14 protein-coding genes and 1 rRNA gene are annotated in these 23,236 nt (G+C 42.9%); 8 read left to right on the top strand and 7 right to left on the bottom strand.

Annotation, left to right across the window (positions count from 1 at the left end):
• Positions 1-143 precede the first annotated feature (143 nt).
• The 5 genes from FGM00_RS01710 to FGM00_RS01690 form a co-directional block, all read right to left on the bottom strand.
• A 16S ribosomal RNA gene (locus FGM00_RS01710) occupies positions 144-1,673 on the bottom strand.
• A gap of 873 nt (positions 1,674-2,546) precedes the next feature.
• Positions 2,547-4,556: a putative porin gene (locus FGM00_RS01705; RefSeq protein ID WP_138851252.1), complete on the bottom strand. Its 2,010-nt coding sequence runs from the start codon at positions 4,554-4,556 to the stop codon at positions 2,547-2,549.
• A 359-nt stretch (positions 4,557-4,915) separates the two neighbouring features.
• Entirely contained in the window at positions 4,916-5,599 is a 684-nt protein-coding gene (locus FGM00_RS01700; protein ID WP_138851251.1) for a hypothetical protein, read from the bottom strand.
• A gap of 135 nt (positions 5,600-5,734) precedes the next feature.
• Positions 5,735-7,147: a RagB/SusD family nutrient uptake outer membrane protein gene (locus FGM00_RS01695; RefSeq protein ID WP_138851250.1), complete on the bottom strand. Its 1,413-nt coding sequence runs from the start codon at positions 7,145-7,147 to the stop codon at positions 5,735-5,737.
• A 13-nt stretch (positions 7,148-7,160) separates the two neighbouring features.
• Positions 7,161-10,163 (bottom strand): SusC/RagA family TonB-linked outer membrane protein, encoded by a 3,003-nt coding sequence (locus FGM00_RS01690; RefSeq protein ID WP_138851249.1) that lies wholly within the window; start codon positions 10,161-10,163, stop codon positions 7,161-7,163.
• 226 nt (positions 10,164-10,389) lie between these two features.
• On the opposite strand from FGM00_RS01690, the gene FGM00_RS01685 reads away from it, so the two are divergent.
• The 5 genes from FGM00_RS01685 (at position 10,390) to FGM00_RS01665 (ending at position 18,296) form a co-directional block, all read left to right on the top strand.
• A complete protein-coding gene (locus FGM00_RS01685; RefSeq protein ID WP_138851248.1) occupies positions 10,390-10,989 on the top strand; it encodes a ribonuclease HII in 600 nt (199 codons plus the stop codon).
• A 238-nt stretch (positions 10,990-11,227) separates the two neighbouring features.
• The gene (locus FGM00_RS01680) at positions 11,228-12,595 is read left to right on the top strand and encodes an OmpA family protein (protein ID WP_236262869.1); all 1,368 of its coding nucleotides are present in this window, start codon (positions 11,228-11,230) and stop codon (positions 12,593-12,595) included.
• Between the two features lie 113 nt (positions 12,596-12,708).
• Positions 12,709-13,407 carry a TapB family protein gene (locus FGM00_RS01675; protein WP_138851247.1) on the top strand — a complete coding sequence of 233 codons (699 nt, stop codon included), beginning with the start codon at positions 12,709-12,711 and terminating at the stop codon, positions 13,405-13,407.
• A gap of 168 nt (positions 13,408-13,575) precedes the next feature.
• On the top strand, positions 13,576-14,979 hold the full coding sequence (locus FGM00_RS01670) for a S8 family serine peptidase (RefSeq protein ID WP_138851246.1): 1,404 nt from the start codon (positions 13,576-13,578) through the stop codon (positions 14,977-14,979).
• A 551-nt stretch (positions 14,980-15,530) separates the two neighbouring features.
• Positions 15,531-18,296 carry a CHAT domain-containing protein gene (locus tag FGM00_RS01665; RefSeq protein ID WP_138851245.1) on the top strand — a complete coding sequence of 922 codons (2,766 nt, stop codon included), beginning with the start codon at positions 15,531-15,533 and terminating at the stop codon, positions 18,294-18,296.
• Between the two features lie 68 nt (positions 18,297-18,364).
• On the opposite strand, the gene FGM00_RS01660 is transcribed toward FGM00_RS01665, so the two are convergent.
• Together FGM00_RS01660 and FGM00_RS01655 are read right to left on the bottom strand one after the other, a co-directional pair.
• The gene (locus FGM00_RS01660; RefSeq protein WP_138851244.1) at positions 18,365-19,114 is read right to left on the bottom strand and encodes a tetratricopeptide repeat protein; all 750 of its coding nucleotides are present in this window, start codon (positions 19,112-19,114) and stop codon (positions 18,365-18,367) included.
• 1 nt (position 19,115) lies between these two features.
• On the bottom strand, positions 19,116-19,685 hold the full coding sequence (locus tag FGM00_RS01655; RefSeq protein WP_138851243.1) for an RNA polymerase sigma factor: 570 nt from the start codon (positions 19,683-19,685) through the stop codon (positions 19,116-19,118).
• Positions 19,686-20,011: 326 nt separating this feature from the next.
• On the opposite strand from FGM00_RS01655, the gene FGM00_RS01650 reads away from it, so the two are divergent.
• The 3 genes from FGM00_RS01650 (at position 20,012) to FGM00_RS01640 (ending at position 23,229) form a co-directional block, all read left to right on the top strand.
• On the top strand, positions 20,012-20,407 hold the full coding sequence (locus FGM00_RS01650) for a hypothetical protein (RefSeq protein WP_138851242.1): 396 nt from the start codon (positions 20,012-20,014) through the stop codon (positions 20,405-20,407).
• 116 nt (positions 20,408-20,523) lie between these two features.
• Positions 20,524-22,383, top strand: coding sequence for a hypothetical protein (locus tag FGM00_RS01645; protein WP_138851241.1), 1,860 nt, complete (start codon positions 20,524-20,526; stop codon positions 22,381-22,383).
• Positions 22,384-22,518: 135 nt separating this feature from the next.
• Positions 22,519-23,229 carry a collagen-like protein gene (locus FGM00_RS01640; protein ID WP_138851240.1) on the top strand — a complete coding sequence of 237 codons (711 nt, stop codon included), beginning with the start codon at positions 22,519-22,521 and terminating at the stop codon, positions 23,227-23,229.
• Positions 23,230-23,236 lie beyond the last annotated feature (7 nt).

Below are 23,236 nucleotides of genomic sequence, written 5' to 3'. Positions count from 1 at the left end.
TATATCGTAAAGACCAACATCGCATATCGCGTATTTTTTGGGACCTCGTTCTAATCGAATCGAGGGGACGGGGCACGGAAAAGGCCTTCAGGGGCCGATGGGCTCTCGTCGCGCACCGTATCGCTACGGCGCGCGAACTCTAGAAAGGAGGTGTTCCAGCCGCACCTTCCGGTACGGCTACCTTGTTACGACTTAGCCCTAGTTACCGATCTTGCCCTAGGCCGCTCCTTGCGGTGACGGACTTCAGGCACTCCCGGCTTCCATGGCTTGACGGGCGGTGTGTACAAGGCCCGGGAACGTATTCACCGGATCATGGCTGATATCCGATTACTAGCGATTCCAGCTTCACGGGGTCGAGTTGCAGACCCCGATCCGAACTGTGACCGGTTTTGTAGATTCGCTCCGCCTTGCGACGTGGCTGCTCTCTGTACCGGCCATTGTAGCACGTGTGTGGCCCAGGACGTAAGGGCCGTGATGATTTGACGTCGTCCCCACCTTCCTCGCGGTTTGCACCGGCAGTCCCGTTAGAGTCCCCATCATGACATGCTGGCAACTAACGGTAGGGGTTGCGCTCGTTATAGGACTTAACCTGACACCTCACGGCACGAGCTGACGACAACCATGCAGCACCTTGCAAAACGCCCGAAGGAAAAGGTGTCTCCACCCCTGTCGTAATGCATTTAAGCCCTGGTAAGGTTCCTCGCGTATCATCGAATTAAACCACATGCTCCACCGCTTGTGCGGGCCCCCGTCAATTCCTTTGAGTTTCATTCTTGCGAACGTACTCCCCAGGTGGGATACTTATCACTTTCGCTTGGCCGCCCATCCGCCTAAGGCGGACGGACAGCTAGTATCCATCGTTTACGGCGTGGACTACCAGGGTATCTAATCCTGTTCGCTCCCCACGCTTTCGTCCATCAGCGTCAGTACACAATTAGTGAGCTGCCTTCGCAATCGGTGTTCTATGTAATATCTATGCATTTCACCGCTACACTACATATTCCGCCCACTTCACTATGACTCAAGACCGACAGTATCAAAGGCAGTTCTACAGTTGAGCTGCAGACTTTCACCACTGACTTACCGGCCCGCCTACGGACCCTTTAAACCCAATAATTCCGGATAACGCTCGGACCCTCCGTATTACCGCGGCTGCTGGCACGGAGTTAGCCGGTCCTTATTCTTACGGTACCGTCAGCCGCCTACACGTAGGCGGGTTTCTTCCCGTACAAAAGCAGTTTACTACCCATAGGGCATTCTTCCTGCACGCGGCATGGCTGGATCAGGCTCCCGCCCATTGTCCAATATTCCTCACTGCTGCCTCCCGTAGGAGTCTGGTCCGTGTCTCAGTACCAGTGTGGGGGATCCCCCTCTCAGGGCCCCTAACCATCGCCGTCTTGGTAGGCCGTTACCCTACCAACTAACTAATGGTACGCATGGCCATCCCTTACCGGCCGAAGCCTTTAACCGTCCTATAATGCTATAGAAGGTACCATGGGGCATTAATCCAAATTTCTCTGGGCTATTCCCCTGTAAAGGGCAGGTTCCATACGCGTTGCGCACCCGTGCGCCGGTCGCCGGCAGAGTGCAAGCACTCCCCGCTGCCCCTCGACTTGCATGTGTTAGGCCTGCCGCTAGCGTTCATCCTGAGCCAGGATCAAACTCTTCATTGTCGATTCTTATATAATATATCGCCCTCGACCCCTATAAGCTATCCCGGCCCCGTCTCTCGATAAGATCAATTCTTATCTTTGGTTCCAAAAAATTCTATTCCCCCGGCCCCCCGTTAAAAGAGACCGGGCGCGATGTCCACTCCCATTTAAAAAAAAAGAAGTGGACCTCTGTTGTCTTTACAATATGTCAATGAACTGTTGTGTAGTATCCTCTAAAAAGACACTTAAAACGCCTTGGGGTTTATACTTCATCACCACTCTCAGTCCCAAAGCGGGTGCAAATATAAGAGGGTTTTTCGTCTTACACAATAGCTGCAACTTTTTTTTTCAAAACATTATGAATTATAATTTCATCTGCCTGAAATACATGTAGTTAAGCTTCATAAAAAGTTTTAACGGGGCAGGGATCGAGCCATTTGTTTGAGCTCTTTGCCCTTGAGGTTTCAGCGCAAAAATGCAGATGACCTCTTGCGGATAGTTACATAATGACCGAATGCTCAACCGAATAGGGCAAAAGCGAGTGGCGAAAGCCTGGTTTATGCCCAAAGGCATAAAGCCCCCCAAAGTACAAACTTACCTATAGCAAAACCCATGGGACAGTCTCCAGAAGTGACTTAAAAGACTGCGTTTCGAAGAAAAGAACGAAAGAGCCGAACAACGTACAACTAAAAATTTTCTTGAACTGCCTATCCCCGAGGCAAAGCGGTCGGAGAAGTATTTAGATAAAATGTACTAATTAGGCAATGTAAATCAAAATGCTTACGGGAGTCGATTATTCAATTCAAGTAAAAACGGAGCACGGTTTGCGAAAGGCTTAATTTAAACATCTCTTATGGCCGCTCTTCCACAGCGGATTATAAGAGAAGGTATACATTATGAAAAGAAGTTCCAGACGAGACCAAAGCGAATGACAAAATCGCGATAGGGATAATCGGGGGCCGCATAAAAATCGTTTTCACCAAAAAACGAATTGAAATGCTCGGCCTTTAAATAGATGCGTGTTTGTTGCACTCTGGCATTGATGAAAAAATCGAGCAAGGGGTAACCGCCCAATATTTCATTATTTTGAATGTAAAATTCGCCAAGGACAGGGTTGTAGGCATCCATCGTGTATTCGGTAAAATACTTGAATGTTACTCCTGTTTGTAGATACATCGCCTTTTTAAAGACGTCGGACGAAAAGTAAAGGGTATTTCGCGTGACCAACTGTGGTACGTTGAGTACCTGATTAGACTGCTCTACATTCTGATACATTACCGTATTGTTAAGCGCGAACTTGCCCAAACGGAATTCTTTATTGTATTTGATCTTTAAGTGTTTGAGGCTATTGGTTTCCTGAGCGGGCTTGATAAATGCATTGAACAGCCCTTGGTCTAGCTGCTCTGATGTGGCTGTCGCGCTGTCGGCAGCGAAATAGGTGTAATTATCCAAGGCGCTATAATTTGCGGTCAGCTTTCCAAATAGTTTGGAGTCAAAACCTAATTGTAGGCTGTATACGCGCTCTTTCTCGAAATTAGTAGTATTCTGCCAATTGTAGTTCGCATAATCACTCTGATACAGCAGAAAATTAAAGTTAGGCATTCTGCTTGAGGAATGTATTGCGGCCCTAAAACTATTATTGTCATTGATTTTGTAACCTGCCGAGGCGTCTATGAGGGTTCCCGTTAGGTCACCGGTTATGTTATATTGTACGGCACCCTTGATATCAAATCCTTTGATGGTCTTTTCATAGTTGGCACCTACTGATACTTCCTCACCTTTTAGCTGATTGTCTATTTGGCCGCTATCGGTGATGAGCAAACTGTTGAAATGGTAATTGTAGTTGTACAGATTGATATTCGCCTGCAATTTTCCCAAGGTTAGGTTGCTCAGGGTCAGGTTGGCCTGGTTGAACATGGTCTTGAGTCTTGCCTGATCATCTATATTGGATTGAAAGGAACTCCCATAATACTCGCTGGAAGCTGTTTGGGAATAATTATAGATTTTGGTCTCATAATTGAACTGGTGCCCGATAGCGAAGGATGTTTTCTCTGTTCTACTGGAATCTTTCAGCTTTCTTACGAGTTTGTACTGATGGTCGAGAAAATAGCGCTTACCGATCAACTTGTTATCAGCATCCGAAAAGCGAACATCGATTCGCGAGCGGTCTTGGAACTGATCGACCCCGGACTCGAATTGCTCCTCCTTTAAGGCCAATCCGCCATTCTCTTCGGTATTGATATTTTGAGCGGCCGTATGCGCCCTAATCGTGTAGCGCCCATTTTTTGTTTCATAATTCGTTGTCGCCCTAAAATTTCCTGAACGCACCTGGTCGATACGGTATTTTCCCAATGAACGATGCCCTTTGTAGGAAATCGAAAAATTGAGCCGCCTTGAGGTATTGAAGGTAAGCCTGGCGTCGAGCAACTGGCCTTGCTCAAAGGTGGTTTTAAAGAAAAGATCGCTCAGTGGAGTGGGCACGTTGTAATAATCGATATCCCACACTTCTTCGTAATTGAAATGTTTCGCACGGGCACCGATCCGGGGGTATATTTCCTTTCTTCTAAAATCATGGCCCAAAGTGTTGTACGGCTGACCAACATTGGAAAATGGCATGAGCTCAAAATCGTCTTTTCTTAGGTAGTTGTACTTGTATTCTTTTTGAATGGTAAGGGTGGTATCTAAAAAGGTGGTATCCCGCTCATAGGAGATAATCTTGTAATCTTTGATGGTAATGGAGTCGGTGTCTTTGGTACTTCCGAATAGCTTGCCTTTTGCCAGGCCTCTTTCATCTTTGGTTTTACGAGCAGTCGTATCTACTTTCTTGGCTGGGGGAAGTTTATTCTCCTGAGCAGGTACTGAATGGCAAGCAAATAAAAAAAATACGAGAAGAAAATATTTCATCCAAACTGTTTACGCTTGTAAAGTTATATTTTTTTGTTCTTAACGGAATGTGAAAGTTTCTCATATGCATCATAGAGAATTGCATTTTAGACCTAGCTTGAGTAAATATTTAGATAAAGAACACGTAACCCAACCCTACATACAGGGCTCGGATCAGATATATTAAAGCTACAAGGGCGCCGGTCATTTCTGTAATTTAAGTTTATTGAAAAGTGAATTGTAATTAGTTTTATTGTAAGAACTAACATACTGAAAATAAATTCTCCACTTCAATAGAATAAAAACCTATACACGTAGGACTTAACCTCTATTTCCTAATTGACAGCACTCTTAACTTTAAAAGTAAAGTTATTGTCCTTCTAATCCTCAGACCAATAAAACTTAAATATTTTAACCAAATCGTCCTCGTTATCCAATTTTAATTTTTCTTTCTTTATGAATTGAAGCATTGTTTTGGATTTCTTATCAAAAAAAGTTGAGATTTCCTTTTTTCTTGAAGGGATAGCGACAAGGTTAGTATAATCTTCTTTGGGTTGACCAATATAATAAGTATCTCTTATTTTGGTAAACTTAGCAGGCTGGTTTTGTTCGAAACCACTTGTAGCCATTTTTTTTGGTGTATACTTTACATTATGTTTTAAAAACAAAGTAAAATCTTCACCGCCTCCTATCTTCTTAAAAAAAGTCCTTTTCGTTGCTCCTTTAGCATTTATATAGTCATGAATCTCATATTGCGTATTCTGGCCATCTAATAACTTGAATCTATAATCTTTCTCCATTGATAGAATAGCAACATCATCGTCAGGTTTTTTAAATTCTATATTATCGGCAAAAGCATTGAACTTGATGTAAACCACATCTTTAAAATTGTCAATCATTGCTGGAGTAAAACTTTCGCTTAAGTACGGCGTACCCTCTACACCTTCGTAAGTTGGTCTATTTTGATTTATAAAATAAATATAATCATCAAAAGCGCCTTTGTTTATCTGTGCTGCAATGGATGTTGAAATAAAAAGAAGTAGCGGAAAAAAAACTGATTTCATAAATGATCATTTAAAAATTGACGATTAACTATTCAAATGAGGAGTTAAAATACCGATTATTCGATAATAAAATACAAAAGGACCCACATAATTGCAGGCCCTTTTTACATATCAATCGAACGAAGCTACAATTAATTAGTAACTCGGGTTTTGTGTCGCATTAGGATTACCGTTTAATTCGTCTGTAGGAAGAGGCAAAATAACCTTATCAGAACCTGGTGCGGAAATAGCACCATTATCAGGCTTAAGATTTAAATCATTTCTAAGCAAATCCATTCTTCTATGCCCTTCAAAAGCCAATTCCTTTCTTCTTTCAACTAGAATATCATCTAAGGTTACAGTCGTCAATGGGTCTAAACCAGCCCTTTCCCGAATGGCGTTTACGTCATTTAGAGGTGTATCCCCTATATTAGTACCACCCCTTAGGTTGGCTTCTGCCCTATTCAAATACATTTCGCCCATTCTAAGAACATTCGGATCTGATTCATTAGTAGCACCAAACGGATATTTAGTAGTAAATCTAGCTTCATTATCCCCAGCGTCGACATCAACAAAAGACAACTCAAAGCGTAAATCGTCCGGCTCTTCTTCGAAGGCAGATATAAGATCTTCGGAAAACGCTAAATCTCCCCTACCATTATTTGAAGTTGGATTGTAAAACGTATCAAAATTATTACCAAAAGCTCCGTCATCTGCTTGATTGATAACTCTAAAAATATGCTCTGTTGATGAGTTGTTGTAAAAACTATAATCCGGTGCCAAACTAAACCCTGTAGTATTAATAACTTCGTTAGCCATATTGGCAGCATCATTCCATTGTTCCCTATACAAATACAATCTGGAAAGTAACGCTTTCGCGGAAGTACTACTTGGACGAATACCGTTGGTCTCGGGTAAGCTATTCATCGCAACAATCAAATCGGATTCAATAAAGGAGTGCGTGTCATTAACCGTGGCCCTTGGTTGTTGAAAGGCGGTAACATCGCCCTCAAAAAACTCTGTAACCAATGGCATTCCAGGATTACTTCCGCCGGCTACCTGAAACGGCTGTGCGAACAAGTTGACCCCTTGAAAAGTAGCTAAAGCTCTTGAGAAATGCGCCTCACCGATAAATTGCGTGCGGAGCGATTCGAAATTAGTAGAGTTTTCGGTCGATACAAAACTTACATCCTCCTGGTTGACACCGGGCAAATTTACTATGATGTTGTTCGCATCCCTAATCACGTCAAAAATGTCAAACCACATACCGTTTATCGTATTGTTTGTGGCATTAGCATCAAAATCCCTTATATCTTGAAGCGTTGTAAAACTACCAACAAAGTTTACGTTATCCGCCATAAAATCGGCAATCATCTCTGGCTGACCAATAAAATCCCCATCTTGCATACCGCTATAAATACCTACTGTGGTAGCCTCAATTGTAGAGAAATTAGAAAAGATGACATCAGCCGACAAATCATTCTCCGGCGAAATTTCGTCAATTTTATCGTCACAATTCCATGTGACAAAGGCCATGGCCAATAAAATTATTTTATTCAAGTATTTCATTTTTCAAATTTTTTTAAAATTGTAAATTTAAACCTACCAAATATGTTATTGCCTGAGGTGCAGTAAAGAAAGACTCTCCTAATCCTAATGGATTATTGGTATCGTTATTTTCTGGATCAATACCATCTAGATCATCACCCTTGATTGTCCACAAATTAGTAGCGGTGGCATAAAACCTAACTTTAGAGAAGAAATTACTCTTTTCAAGAAACGAACTTGGTAAGGTGTAACCTAAAGTAATATTTTTCAATCTTAGATAATCACCATCCAACAATTGTGCGGTCGACCTCTGGTTGAAATTATTCGCGGTCGAGCTGGCAGGACTTGGCGCAAATGAATTATCTCCAGGATTCCTCCAAAAATCAAGGTTTTGTCTTCTAACGTTTATTGTACCCCCGATAGCATCAATACCATCGATAAAGCGTAATCCGTCGATCAAGACTTTATTCCCTACACTAAAGTTGAAAACAGCACCCAGATCAAGGTTTTTAAATCTAATGGTATTTGTAAAACCACCTGTCAACTCTGGTAAGGCACTACCTGCCGCGACCCTATCTGTATCAAAATTTGGGGTAGTAGTGACATTACCGTCAATATCTAGCCATTCCGCGTCACCAGTCTGAGGATTCACACCATTATATCTTACCAAGAAGAACGTACTCAAAGATTCCCCTTCGATTGCACGTTGTGCTCCAGTCTCAATGAATTTTCTACCATCGGCATCCACCTCGTTCGAAATTATTTCAACCAACTTATTATCAAGAGTCGCTAAGTTGATACTGGTATTCCATTGAAAATTCTCTGTTCTAACATTTGTAGTTGATAGTTCAAATTCCCAACCTGAATTTTCCAATTCTCCGGCATTGAGATTTACAGAAAGAGCACCTGACTGTGGAGGTAAGGGAACCTCAAATAATAAATCAGTGGTATTTCGTTTGTAATATGAAACATTCAAGTTCAATCGGTTGTCAAAAAAACTTGACCTGAAACCTAAGTCAACAGTTCGGGTTTGTTCGAAACCTAAATTAGGATTCGACGGAGATATGACATTCGCAGCAGGCAATCCTCCAAACTGTCCCGACTCAAAGAGTGCCAAAGCAGGAAAATTACCAAGCCTATCATTACCCGCCGTACCGACGCTACCTCTAAAGGTTAAAAAGTCCACAAAATCAACATTAAAGAAATTTTCGTTAGAAACGGTCCAACCTGCTGCTATGGAATAAAATTGCCCGGTGTTGTTGTTGGCACCCAATCTCGATGACTGATCTGTTCTACCCGTAAGCTCCAAAAGATATCTACCGTCGTAGTCATAAGAAACCCTTCCTAAGAAACCACGAATGGCACTACCGGCCCTATCCGCTCCGAGGACGGTTTGCGTCGTGGCCGCTCCGACATTCAATTGACTATCGGATAAAAACCCTACTCCATCAATCTGAGTCGTTCTTCTCTGCCGCTCCTCGTACTCCTGCAAAAACAACGCACTTAAGTTGTGCTTGTCTCCAAAGGTATTGTTGTAAGACAAAGAATTCGTAATCCTATATAAATTATCCGTTACCGTAAAAAAGTCTGCTGTTCCTCCCGCTGAAACGATTTCTACGCTGCGTAAACTTGATTCACTGATCAATCTATCTACACCAAATTCAGTTCTGAATTTTAATCCTGGCGCAAGAGTGGCTTCACCAAAAATACTTCCTATTGTTCGGGTACCCTCTGTTTTATCGGTATTCAATGCAGCTACCGCCGCGATGTTAGGTATAAAGTTGGGAGAGCGAACAAAATTCCCGTCCTCATCCCGAGGGATAAAGGTAGGATTGGTAAGAAACGCCGACGTAAAAGGTGCAAATGTGTTATTTTCCCTTCCGATGGTATTGAGAACGGTATTGGTAATACCGATGTTTGTCCCCACTTTTAACCATTTATTTGCCTGTGTTTCCAAATTTACACGAACTGCGGCCCTGGTCAAGTCATTGCCTATCGCAAAACTTTCGGCATCCTCGAATGTTCCGCTAACAAAGTAGGTCGTCTTGTCACTACCTCCCCGTACAGAAACATCCACATGCTGCGTAAAACCAACCCTAGAAATTTCATCCACAAAGTCAGTTCCTGGATCACCAATTGCGCCCAAACCTAGGTCTTGGGGCGAGACAGAATCATCATTTTGAATGTTAAATACATCCGTTCTGAATTGTCTATATTCATCGGCACTCAAGCCTTGAAATAAATCATTCACCCTTGATGCCTGAATAAAATTATTTACGGTAACGGTCGCATCGGCGTTTAACCTACCCTTTTTAGTGGTAATCAAAACAACGCCATTAGCACCTCTCGTACCATAAATGGCAGTTGCCCCAGCATCTTTCAAAACGGTGAGGCTTTCGATATCACTTGGGTTCAAAAAGGTCAAAGGGTTACTACCTACGTTTCCTCCTCGATTAAAAGTATTATCATTATCGGTAATGACAACACCATCGACAACGAATAGAGGAGAGCTACCCGCATTAATGGTATTTATACCTCTAACTTGGATATTCACATTGGCACCCAAGAGTCCTGAAGTATTGGTTAAGTTGACACCTGCTGCCTGTCCCTGCAGAAGCTGATCGGGCGAAGTAACCACCAAATTCTCCAAAGCCTCTTCACCGACTACCGAAACATTTTGAACAATTTTTTCTTTGGTTTGCGAACCATAACCGACAACCACAACTTCCGCCAAGGCCTCTGCGTCCTGAGCTAGCTGAACATTAATAGTGCTCTCGGAGCCCACGGTGCGCTCTTCGGTTTTCTGACCGATGTAGCTGAAGCGCAACACACCGCCTTCTTCTACGCTAATCGCATAGTTACCGTCAAAATCTGTCTGTGTTCCACTAGTTGTTCCTACAACAACGATAGATACACCAGGCAATGGCAAACCGTCTTGGTCTGTAACATTACCCGAAACCGTCTTCTCCTGTGCATAGGAAAAGCTCATAGCCAACACCAATAATGGAGTCAGCATCCAAGTTAATCTCTTTCTCATTTAAGTAATTTTTGAATTAGTCTGCCACGAAATTCCTAAAAATTCGTTAATTAACCAAAGTAAATATACATTTGAGCCTTTGATATGTTAAAAAACATCTAAGAATTGCGACTAATGTGCTATGCGTACATTGTAATTATAAAAAATTCATTTTTTTAACTATTTCATTAAATTTTTTTCATACTTGGCTGGATTGCGATATTCCAAATTATCATATTAACAAAAATTGCTATTAAAAATTTACAAAACAGGAAAGCTAGAAGCCGGTACCGATGAAGCCGGTCGTGGCTGTCTTGCAGGCCCGGTCACTGCGGCGGCACTTATTCTGCCCGCACAATTCACTGATGGCATTCTGAACGATTCTAAATTATTGTCCGAAAAACAACGGAGTCGTTTACGACCTATTCTGGAAAGCGAGGCCATTTGTTATGGGGTAGCACATGTGCATCCATCAAAAATAGATGAAATCAATATCCTGAACGCCTCTATATTGGCCATGCATTATGCACTGGATGAACTGGCCAAGAAACCTGAATTTATAATAGTAGATGGCAATCGTTTTAAGCCCTATAAGGAAATTCCATCGGAATGCATTATCAAAGGAGACCAAAAATACCTCAGTATCGCCGGTGCCTCGGTACTCGCTAAAACTTATCGCGATGCGTACATGGAAAGAATCCATAACGAATTTCCAATGTACAATTGGAAACAGAATAAAGGGTATCCTACAAAGCAGCATCGGGAAGCCATACGAAAATATGGTATAACGAAATACCATCGGAAAAGTTTCCGGCAGCTACCCGAACAACTGAAACTCCAACTATAGTGCAGAACTAGGCGAGGAAGTTCCACTACACCTTTTGAGCCGGAAAATCATTTTTCTTACACCGTATAAAAATGTAATCAAACCATCTACGTACCATTCCGCACCATCCACATAGAATTTGACACCATAGGTAAAAGCAGGATTTATAAACTAAGCATATCGTTTAGCTTTGGTGTTAACCTCAGGGTTTACGATACATAAAAAGGGAAAAGCATTTTTACAAAAAAATACTTCACCCATGAAAAAATTATCGAAACCACTGCAATTCATTCTTTGTTTGATTCTTACGATGGTCTATACGGAAAACACAGACGCGCAAATCCTCAAAACACTTGGCAAAAAAGCCGAAAAGGCCGCCGAAAGAGCTTTAGAACGACGCGTTGAAAAAGAAACCACCGAAAAAACCGAGATGGTTCTCGATAGTATATTCGAACCAGGGTCTAAAAACGAAGGAAAAGAAAATAGTCCCAGATCAAAAACCCACCCTTCTAAAACCACACGGCCCAAGAACCCGATAAATACTTCGAGTCCCAGCACCATGGAAGATTCAAATCCCTCGAACACAAATGAACTCCCTACTCTAAACGTCTACAGCAAATTCGATTTTGTGCCGGGCGACAAGCTGTTGTTCTTCGATGATTTTTCAAACGATTTCATTGGAGATTTCCCAGTTAAATGGAATTCAAATTCCGGTGGTGAATTGGTAGAAATCCATAATGAACCGGACAAATGGCTAAAATTATCACCCGGTTTTACTTCCCAATACATTCCTGACGTTACTGGCTTACCCAAAGAATTTACGGTGGAGTTTGATGTAATAACCACGGGACTGAACAAAAAAACCTCTTCGCAATCCTATTTATCGATTGTCGTAGGCGACAACAATTCATTCGATAAACCCAAAAATTTCGGTATGGTAGAATATCCATTTTGCCAATTTATCGATGCGGGAATAATCGTCGAAAACAACATAAACGGGAAACGAGCGCTTCGTAACACGATCGCCACGGATATCAGAAAAATCGTTTTGAAAAAACACCATATCGCCATCGCGGTAAACGAACAGCGTTTTCGAATGTGGAGCAATGAACAAAAAATCGTGGACGTGCCCAGGCTGCTTCCCACCAATGTACAAATGAATGCCATCAAAATTGGTTTAAGGGGAATAGACACCACCGTAGAGGGAATTTACATTAGTAATATGAAAGTAGCCAAAGGCGGTGTCGATCTACGCAGAAGACTGCTTTCGGAAGGAAACATATCAACCAACGGTATTCTTTTCGATTCGGGTTCGGCCAACATCCTTCCACGATCAATGGGCATCATTCGGCAGATATACCAAGTTTTACAACAAGACGAGGACCTCAAGTTGAAAATAGTAGGCCATACCGATGCGGATGGAGACGATGCCCTGAATATGGAACTTTCGAAAAAACGTGCAGAGGCGGTCAAAAATGCACTGGCTACGGTGTACAATGTATCATCGAATAGACTTCAAACCGAAGGCAAAGGCGCGTCGGAACCTCTTAGCGACAATAGTACTGCAGAAGGCAAGTCCATGAACCGGAGGGTAGAATTTATACGACTCGCCAAAACAAACCAATAACCTTAACTAGAAATAATCATAGTGCCTCAACATAACACTGAAAAATAAACATTAGAAAATTACCTAACAACGAATTCCGAACATTATCAAATAGAACATTCAAAAACCTAAAAATGAAAAAGACAACAGTATTCCTAGTATCACTTTTATTTGCAGTAAACTATTCATTCGCACAAAATAATTGCAGCAAGTTCTATCCTATGGAGGAAGGCAGCTCGTTTCAATACACCAACTACGATAAAAAAGGAAAACCCGACGGTACTGTAGATTATCGCATTTCTTCGGTCAGCCAAGATGGTTCGGCAACGGTTGCCACTTTCGATTTAAGGTACACGGATAAAAAAGGGAAAAATCTCTTTGATTCGAACTATACCATTAGTTGTGAGGATGGCACCGTACGAATCGATTATGAATCGCTTTTTCCCGCACAGATGATGCAACAGTATTCCGAAATGGATGTGGAGATGGATATTTCAGGGACCGATATCGAACTGCCCAACGCCCTCGATGTTGGCCAAGAGCTTCCGGACGCCAATGTTTCGATAGCGATGAGCATGGGCGGCATAAAGATGAACACGACCATCGACCAAATGAACCGGAAAGTAGCAAAGAAGGAAAGTGTTACCGTTGCCGCAGGTACTTTTGACTGCTACCTCGTTCAAGAAACCAGTGTCTCGAAAACCATGGGCGCCACTATCGAAGTCAATTCCAACATGTGGTTGGCCGAGGGTGTTGGACTCGTAAAACAGGAAAGCTATAAGAAAAACGGCAATTTGATGAGCCGTACGGAGCTCACGAAATTCAGCAAATAACATTGCATTCCCTTAAACAGACAGATTCCTGCAAAGATACATATGTTGTATAGGTTGTTACAGTAGTGGTATGGCAAAACGAAAGCAGCCCATACTTTTAACCAAGCCTGATTATTTTGTCTGAATCTAAATCAAAGACATCAGCAGGAACCCATTAAAACCCATATTATGAAAACAAAAATTACCATATTATTTTTTACATGTTTGGTCGTCGCCTCCTGCTCGAAATGGCCTTATGGCCATGGTGGGGACGATGATGACGACAATATCATTTACAATGAAATTAAAATTGACGAGGGCGCCAGTAGTATAACAGAACGAATTGAAATTTCACCGAATGAAATCGTGGTACGTTATGATGCCAGTTCTACCTTGAGCGAGAGGGATAATGTTAGAGCGGAAATACGAATGGAGTATCCAGACGTACAAATCGAGGAATGTGATTGTGGCGATATGGATTTATGGATATTCGATCCGGGTATCGAAGAACTTGATATAGAAGGCGTCGTTAATGGTCTGCCACGAAGAAATCCGGCCGGAAAAGTAAGAGGTGATCGGTCTTTCGACATATTTTTACCGGAAATCGCACCTTTCACCCCTCAGGGTCAGGCGGGCGGTGAGCCTTCTTTTATTGCTGCCGTTGATAATAGCAGTGTTAACATTGCCGTGATAGATACGGGTATTGATTATAATCGCAATGAGATAAGTTCCGACACTAGAAGAAATTTATTCCCGAGCGGGGCTTTCAGTGATTGTCTAAGCACTCAATCTGGTTGGAATTATTTAGGCGATGGGGACGAAAATCGTATCAATGAAGGCAATCAGGATATTTTAGACCAAAACGGACACGGCACCTATGTCACTAAAATCATTACCGATGTGCTTGAGGAAGATGGCATCAATTATCAGATTCTGCCCTTAAAGGTTTTTAATGCAGAAGGGAAGGGATCTTACTGGGACGTTCTTTGTGCTTTTGCCTACATTAAGGAAATTAATGAAAACGGGGGTAATATCAGTGTTGTCAACGCCAGCTTTGGTGGGAGTATGCCCAAAGCACTATTTGAGCTAGACGAAAACGGAAATAAAAGTCTCTTTGCGCAGCTATTGGATGAGTTGAATGAGTTAAATACCTTGGTCGTTACGTCGGCCGGAAATAAAGGTGTGGACAATGAGATAGGTTCCGAACGCGATTTTTTATCTTTCTTTGACGCGGCCAACATTCTTGCCGTTGGTGGTTACTTTGATGATGGCGTACGGCCCGTTACCGATCCCGTAGAGCTGGATGAGGATTCCAATTTTGGAGCGACCAGCATAGATATCGCATTGGCTTTTAATGACTACAAGATTATCTTGGATACGCCCGATGATTCAACACTGGATGATGAGGTAACGCTCGATGGCACCTCTTATGCCGCCGCGGCGATGTCTGCGATCGCCGCAGTTGTTATCGATGAGGCTCCAGACCTCCCGCCCGCTACCTTAAAACAGATTATTTTTAGTCTTCCATCCGCATCCACCTCATCGGAACTTAATGGTAAGATAGTGGAAAGCAGAGCCCTGTTAAGAGAATGAAAATTTAAAAGTTTTTATGGTAGAATAGCCCGAGTTCGCATGGGCTATTCTACTTTGTATGCATTACCGAAAAATTGAATGTTGAACAGGTCCGTCCAAACCACCCTCGATTGCTATTTTGAGTTTCTTTGATTATTGAAAAGCACTAGTTTTGGGTTTTCCAAGCAAGTTCTATTCAATCACCCAGCTGCTCCTTGGAACTATTTAGAACTATGTTACAGAGCAACGAGAATTGAAAACCTCTAAAATCCATTCAAAAACCTTGCCCCATACATGCCACACCCAGTATTTTCAGCTGTTTGGATGTATCGTGAATTCAGACTTTGACTATCTGAGCAGACTTTCCGAACCGAAACCTCGTTAGCAAATTCGCCTCGAATTTTCAAAGTAATGGCCTTTCTTATGGGGAACCCGATAAAATTTGTACGGATACATGCAGGGGGTCGTTTCGGAACATCACGAATATACCGGCATGGTAACATCAAATTGGGTCATAAAAGAAATAATCGTAAATTCATCAAAACTGTTCTACAGTGCCACAAAAGAACCATATGAAGCATTTGCTGCTTAGGCAATTCAGTTGCTTTCTCCTTTTTTTTGTCGGGCACCTTTGCCAGGCGCAACATCAAGACCTTCTAGATATCATAGCTACGGGCGGCACCAGCGAAATCAAACAGCAAAAAATAGACTCTTTTTTCCTTGCGAACGAAGAGGCGATGTCACCCACCCTTTTGGCCGATTGCTATCACGATGTGGCAAGCAAATGGTATTACGATCAGTGGTGGACTACAGGAGCTGAAAAGGATATTCAAAATGCCATAGACTTCACGACAAAAGCCCTTTTGCTAAAAAAAGAACTGCCAAGCTTGGAAAAGGGATCTTTGGAAAAAACAGCCTTTAACCTTGGTACTTTTCATTATTTCAAGGGAGATTATTACAAAGCCTTGGACTCCTTCAGGTTTTTGGCAAATAATGGCAAGGATAGCGAAGCGATTCAGGACGCCAAATTGGAATTGGGTGCCCTGTACGTTGAACTGGGAGATTTCTACAAAGGCATAGGCCAATTCACCGACATGATAACCTTCTATAATGGGCCCAACTCCAAAACCAGCAAAAACTTTAACCTATTGGACGCTTATATCGGACGGGCGGAAGTGTATTCAACAATCGACAATCAACTTTTTAATGACAAAATCGCAGCTGATCTAAAGAAGGTCGATTCCCTGATCGATCGTGCTGCACAAGAAGAAATACAGTTCAAAAAACGGCGTGTTGATCAATTTAAGGGCAATAGGTTCTTGAAAATCGGGGAATACGAGCGAGCGATTGCCCATCATGAAGCCGTTTTGGCCGATTCACTCAACCTATATCCCGACGAACTTGCGAGGGTGCTCAACAGCATCGGTTTTTCGAATATGCAATTAAAAAGAAACGAGGAGGCGCTCATTCATCTTGAAAAGGCGATTATAAATGATGAAAACTACAGTTCGCCATATGAGAACCTTGGTGATCTTTATCTTGCTCAAAATGAATTTGAAAAGGGCTTATACCAGTACCAAAAGGCTATAATCTATGCAACCGATAAAAATCGGAAAATCGCATATGACGACCTCATTACCGAACAAGATTTTGAGCTCGCCCCGGATAAAATTCAATTGCTAAGCCACGTGGTGACCAAAGCCAACGGTTGGCTGCGCTATTACGAATACGACACTAACAATGAACACCTAAATCATGCGCTAAAAACCTTTGCGTTAGCGGATAAGTTGGTTGATATTATCCGATTTGAAAGTACCGAGAACCAGTCCAAATTGTTCTGGAGGGAAAAAGGGTCATCGCTATACATGAAGGCTGTCGAAACCAGCTATTTGCTTGACCGGCCCCAGCAGGCATATTATTTTATGGAGCGAAACAAGGCGCTGCTGCTGCTTGAAGATGTCACCAATGAAATGGCGAAGGAAATTACCCAACTACCCGACTCGATAGCCAAACGGGAATTTGACCTCAAGCGGTCTATTTTATTGGCGGAAAACGAATTGCAAATAGCGACGGCCACTTCTGATGGAGCTCTGGAAGAACTACGAGAGAGCATAGCGGACCAAAAAAGGGAGTATGATCGATTTACCGCCCTATTGACCACTGCGTTTCCAGATTATGCCAAACTCAAAAGAAAGGTCGATGTGCTCCCTTATAAAAAATTTAAGGCACACCATCTTTCGGAGAAGGAGGTCGTTTTGCAGTACATCCTGAATGACCAGCAGGGATATGGACTGATGAGCAGTCCCGATCAGACCTTTTTTTTTAAATTGGAAAACCCCAAAGAATTGAACGAGAAACTACTTGAACTCTATGCCCAGCTCACCGATGTCAGTTCAAGCACGGAGAAACTATCGAACTATAAAAACACCGCCCACGAAGTATACCGTAGCCTACTTCCAGAAAAGGTTCAAAACACGATAAAAGGGAAAAAACTCACCATTGTGGCAGACTATCTGTTGCAGCAGATACCGTTCGAGGCATTGGTCGCAAATCTAGAGCAAAGCACATATCTGATTGAAGAGGTTGAAATCCGGTATGCCTATTCCATGTCTTATTTGGATGCAAAAAAGGAAATTATACACCAACCCGAAAAAGAGCTGCTTGGCCTCGCCCCAATCAATTTCACCACCCTAGGGCTCCCGAAACTTGCTTTTAGCGGAGAAGAGGTCAATCAGGTACACGAAATGTATTCTGGAGAAATGGCCTTAAATGAAGATGCGACCAAATCCCGATTATTGAAAAATATGGGCGATTTTAAAATCCTGCATCTATCGACCCATGCCGATGCGGGTGCAGGCAATAATCCCTGGATAGCCTTCAGTGATCAAAAACTGTTTTTAAATGAAATTTATGCGACCAAAAATCAAGCCGATATGGTGGTGTTGAGCGGTTGCAACACCTCTGTGGGCGAACTGCGCAAAGGAGAAGGTGCTATGAGCCTGGCCCGAGGTTTTTTCCATTCGGGCGCAAAAAGCGTAGTGTCCTCTTTGTGGACCATTACCGATAAGAGTAGCAAAAATCTAATGACCGATTTCTACGAAGGTCTCGAAAAAGGATTGACCAAATCGGCCGCACTTCGAAAGGCCAAAATCGCTTACATCGACAAATTCAAGGGTACTACCGTGTCTCCATCATTCTGGGCAGGACTCATTGTTATTGGGGATAATAGCCCGATTACCGAATCAGCTTGGACCAATAAGAGATGGCCTTGGATGACTTTGGGAACAATACTTGTTTTAGGAGCTGGACTTTTATTTTATCGAAAAATGAATTCTTGATGTTTTATTATGACACATCTCCAAACACTTTCTCTATGGTGAAATTGCATACCTAGCCTTGCAGTTACCTACTCCTTCAGCTCTTCAAGAAGCGCCCTAGCCTTATCCTTGTTATACTCATGATTGGCTATGAGGTTATTCAGGTAGTCGATGGCTTTTATCCTATCTTCTTGTTTAATGGCGGTCAAAGCCAAATACCAATGCGCCTCGGCAATAAAATCGGAATTTGAGGAAATCACTTTTTGAAACGATTTTTCGGCATTGGCCAATTCACCGAGAGCCAACTGCGATTGACCGATATAAAAGTCAAGATAACTTTCTTTATCGGGAGCGGAAATCTTGTTGAAACTTGCTATTGCCGTTTTATAATCGCCCGTTTCATATGAAGCGAATGCCGCTCTTTCGATGGATTCGGCGGTGTCGCCACGTGTTACTGCAAAAACGGTATTCGGGTATTCTTCAAAATTCTCCTGATACAAATCTTGGTAATCGGCTCCGGAAAGCGTGCTATACCCTAACCAACCCAGTCCGACTAAAATCGCGATGGAAGCCGCAACAGACCAATTAAAGCCACTTTTTTTACGGTTAGTTTTCAGTTGTATCACCGGTTTTTCTTGTGCGATTTCCGCCTCAAAACCACTTAGCTTTGATTTTAGTTTCTCCTTTTCCCTCTCGCGTACCACCCGTTTCAGGTCTTTTTCGAACCTGAACTGTTCACTGAAGTCCGCATCGGTCTCCAAAAGGTCCTGCAACTGCTTTTCCTGCTCGCTAGAAAGCGAGTTTGAGAAATAATGATATAAGAGTTGTTCTTTGTTCATTTTATTGGGGGTTTTCCTTTATCCGTTCTTTAAGTTGTCTCATACACCTCGATTTTGCCGCCTTTACAACATTTTCGCTGTTGTAGTTCTCGGCCTGCATAATTTCCTGAATCGTGTACCCTCGGTAATAAAAAAGGGTCAAAAGCTCTTGACATTGCTTTCCAAGACTAGGAAAATGCTTTTGCAACAATCGTTGTTCCGGAGTAAGGTTGGGCTCATCTATTTCCAGCGTCTCTACCAAATCGTCGTCCGTGCCGACCCTTGAAAGGTCGTATTTAGCTCCTACGGTTCTTTTGTTCTTCTTCATCTGATCGAAAATCAAATATTTACCAATACTAAAAAGATAGGTCGAGATACTGCTAGTAAAGCTTTTCACCTTTCCGCTCATCACATTTTCATGAAAAATGATAAAGGCGTCTTGATAGATATCTATATTTTCATCTTCCGACAAATGGTAACGGCGGGCGAAATTCAAGAACTTGTCCCTATTTTCCTCATACACCTGCCTTAGCACCGAATCAGCACCCGATTTTAATTCTTCTAGCGTAAACTCCGTTTTCTTTTCTTTCACTTTAATGGCTAGGGTATAAATAAGGTTAACGTAGGTGCTTACTAATTTAGCATTTTTTTAATGTATGCGAGGTTTTGATTTTTCAAAACGCCTCAAAAACAGTGGTTTGTACTGATTAGACTACTTTTTTTCAAGCTTTTAGCTGCTGGCGTGTTAACCTTCCCCGGATAACATCCACTAAAGAACGAACCTTTTAAAAAAGAGAAGAGATGGATAGTGATGAAAAACTGGAATTGGCAAAACAGATCTTACTACTTGCCTTGACGATTACCTTGCTCACCCTGTTCCATTTCCTTAGAGGTTGATACAATCTAAAAAACATAAAAATGAAAAAAACCACAACATTCATACTCCTATGTCTTATGACATATTGTGCGGTCTGCACAGGACAAACGGAGCATAAGACAAACAAAAAACAAACTATAGCGAAGTCGAAAAAGGAAGACACGCTCGAACAATTGAACCTATTGGACGAACAAACCAAAATTTACGGTCAGCTATTCGAACTCGCCGGATCCGGAGAAGAAAATCCATTGGGAGGAGCTACAAATTATTTGGAGTTACTTGAAAAAATAGACCTTCCTGCAGAACAAAAAGAACTACTCTATGAACAGTATAAAATTTATGACCTCAGTCTCGACCCGACCAAGAAAGACTCATTGAGAATCATGTTCGATAAAATGATGACGAGGGCCATCGAAAAGAGCAAAAACGACCATTGAATCCTTATGAACTATAGAAACGAACCGAGGCTCAAACCTCGGTTTTTTTTTGTCTTGAGGTTAACCTTCCCCAAACCGATGCATTAAAGAACAAATAACAATTCAAATCCATAATTATGAAAACGACCTTAAAATATCTATTCTGTTTTATAGTGGCAATGCTAGTCATGTCACTGACTTCCTGTACCAAAGAAATAGACACCATCATCGAAGAAGAGTCGGAAGCCCTTTCTGCGATAACATTGGTGAAGCTAAACGCAATTGACGAATTTTCCGGTCCTTGCTCAAAAAAGTTCGATTTCGAGGGTGAAATCAAAGCAGATGGCCCCATGACGGTTACCTACACATGGTTGCGTAGCGACGGTGCTATTGCCCCGGAAACCACGTTGGTCTTTGACGAAGCGGGCGTAAAAACGGTCAATACCTCATGGACATTGGGCGAAAGTGGCAACTCCTATGAGGGCTACTGGCAACAGCTTAAGGTTATATCACCTAAGGAAATGTTATCCAACAAATCTGTGTTTAACCTCCATTGTGATGACGATGTAGTGAATATTTCTGCCATGGCAACGATTTTAGGGGAAGTCGAATATACGGGCGAATGCCCAAAGAAATTCAATTTCGAAGCTGAAATTACTGTTGACGCACCGGTAACCTTAGTATATACATGGTTGAGGAGTGATAGTGCTACAAGCCCTGAAAACACCATTGAATTCGAGGAAGCTGGTACAAAGACGGTAACCTCCTCCTGGACGCTTGGTGGCAGCGGCAATTCTTATGAGAACTATTGGAAACAATTGAAGGTAATCGCTCCTCAGGTAGTACTTTCCGAAAGGGCCACTTTCGATGTATACTGTGAGGAAGACGAAGTAACCGTAACGGCAGCGGCAACAGTTCTAGGTGATGATACCTTTAGCGGAGAATGCCCAAAAAGATTCGATTTTGAAGGCGTAATTACCGTAGATGGCCCTACAACGGTTACCTATACCTGGCTACGAAGCGATGGTGCCACTGCTCCCGAGCAAACCCTTGAATTTGCCGAGGCCGGTTCCCAAACGGTAACTACCTATTGGATGCTCGGCGGAAGCGGTAATTCTTACGAGGGATATTGGGAACAACTAAGGGTGATTACGCCTCAGGAAGTGCTTTCAGAAAGAGCTACCTTCGATTTATATTGTGGGGAAGATGAAGTAGCCATTACCACATCCGCAACGGTGTTGGGTGACGACGATGTTAGCGGCGAATGCCCCCATAGATTCGAATTCGAAGGGATTATTACAGCGAACGGCCCTACAACGGTCACGTATACCTGGTTGCGTAGCGATGGTGCTACCGCTCCTGTAGAGACCCTAGAGTTTACCGAAGCCGGTTCCCAAACCGTTAATACCTCTTGGACGTTAGGTGGAAGTGGAAGTCGATATGATGATTTCTGGCAGCAGTTACGAGTTATCACTCCCCAAGAAATCCTATCCGAAAGAGCCGTTTTCGATTTAGATTGTGATGGCCCGACTACTATCGATTTCAGCAATTATGTAGGGGCATCGAGGACGCTTTCCGAAGGAGCGCTAGCCGCGGAGGGAATCGAAAGTATTAGAACGGAAATCAGCGGCACGTACTGTGCCGATGCCGTACCTGCCATGTTGGCGACCGGAAGTTATGGTGCTCCAATTAGCTTTTTGAGTACCTCTCGCCATGGACAACTCAACTCATGCAACGGGGTGCCCTTGGAGTTCACGTTCGCTGAACCGGTAAGGCGTGTCATCATTGAGTTTTACGGTGCTGCTGTAGATTATACCCTTACAGCCTATACAGCGGGTGATTTGGTGCTTGGCAGCACAACGGGAACCGCAACGCCCTACGACTATTCGGCACCTTCAACGGTATTATGGGAAGAAGGGTCGCCTTGGATTTCCAGGATTACTTTCGGACACACTACAGCGCTTACGCAAATACGCAGTATTACTTTCGAACATTGATTCGAATTGATTAGTCATATGCTCAAGAATAGAAAACCGAGGCCTAAACCTCGGTTTTTTTGAACCTGAGGTTAACCTCTTCCAAATAAGTTCCATTAAGAATCAAACAAACGATAATCATTTAAATATTTAATTATGAAAACGACAATGAAATTAGTTACAATGGTATTTATGGCAACCGCAATGATGCTTGTTTCCTGCGATAAGGATGAAGTCGAAGGCCCGATTGGACCGCAAGGACCGCAAGGTGAACAGGGAATTCAAGGACCGGAAGGGCCACAAGGGCCAGCTGGGGAAGATGGGGAAGCCTTGGGCGTTCCAGGGCCGCAAGGCCCGGCCGGACCTCCAGGTGCCGACGGCGCGGATGGAACCAATGGGACCGATGGCGCTAACGGTGCTGATGGTGCCGATGGCAATGCCAACGTCATTGCCTCTAGCTGGACCAATCTCAGCTTTCCAAGCAATTGGGACGGAAACAATGAAGCGCGTTTTGAACTTCCCGATGCACGAATAACGCAGGAGGTCATCAACTCCTATGCGCTATTGAGCTATGTTCAATTTTCGTCGAACAGTACGTCGGCCTCCTCTGTTCCCTTCGTAAGCGTCGGTAGTACGTATGAAATACATGATGCTATGTCGGTTGGTGAATACGTGGCTTTTGCCATAGGAAACGATTTGGGAGCACGACCCAATCCTCCCACCAATCATCGGGTGCGCTATGTACTCATAGCACCTTCAAGCCTTTCAGGTAAAAACAATGCGCCATCGTTGGAAAAAATGAAATCCGATGGAGTAGACACCGGTAATTATTATGAGGTAATGGATTATCTAGGATTGGACTATTAAGACAGCA

The sequence above is a fragment of the Aggregatimonas sangjinii genome (assembly GCF_005943945.1).
Lineage (GTDB): Bacteria > Bacteroidota > Bacteroidia > Flavobacteriales > Flavobacteriaceae > Pelagihabitans > Pelagihabitans sangjinii.
This window is presented reverse-complemented; position numbering and strand designations above follow the sequence as displayed.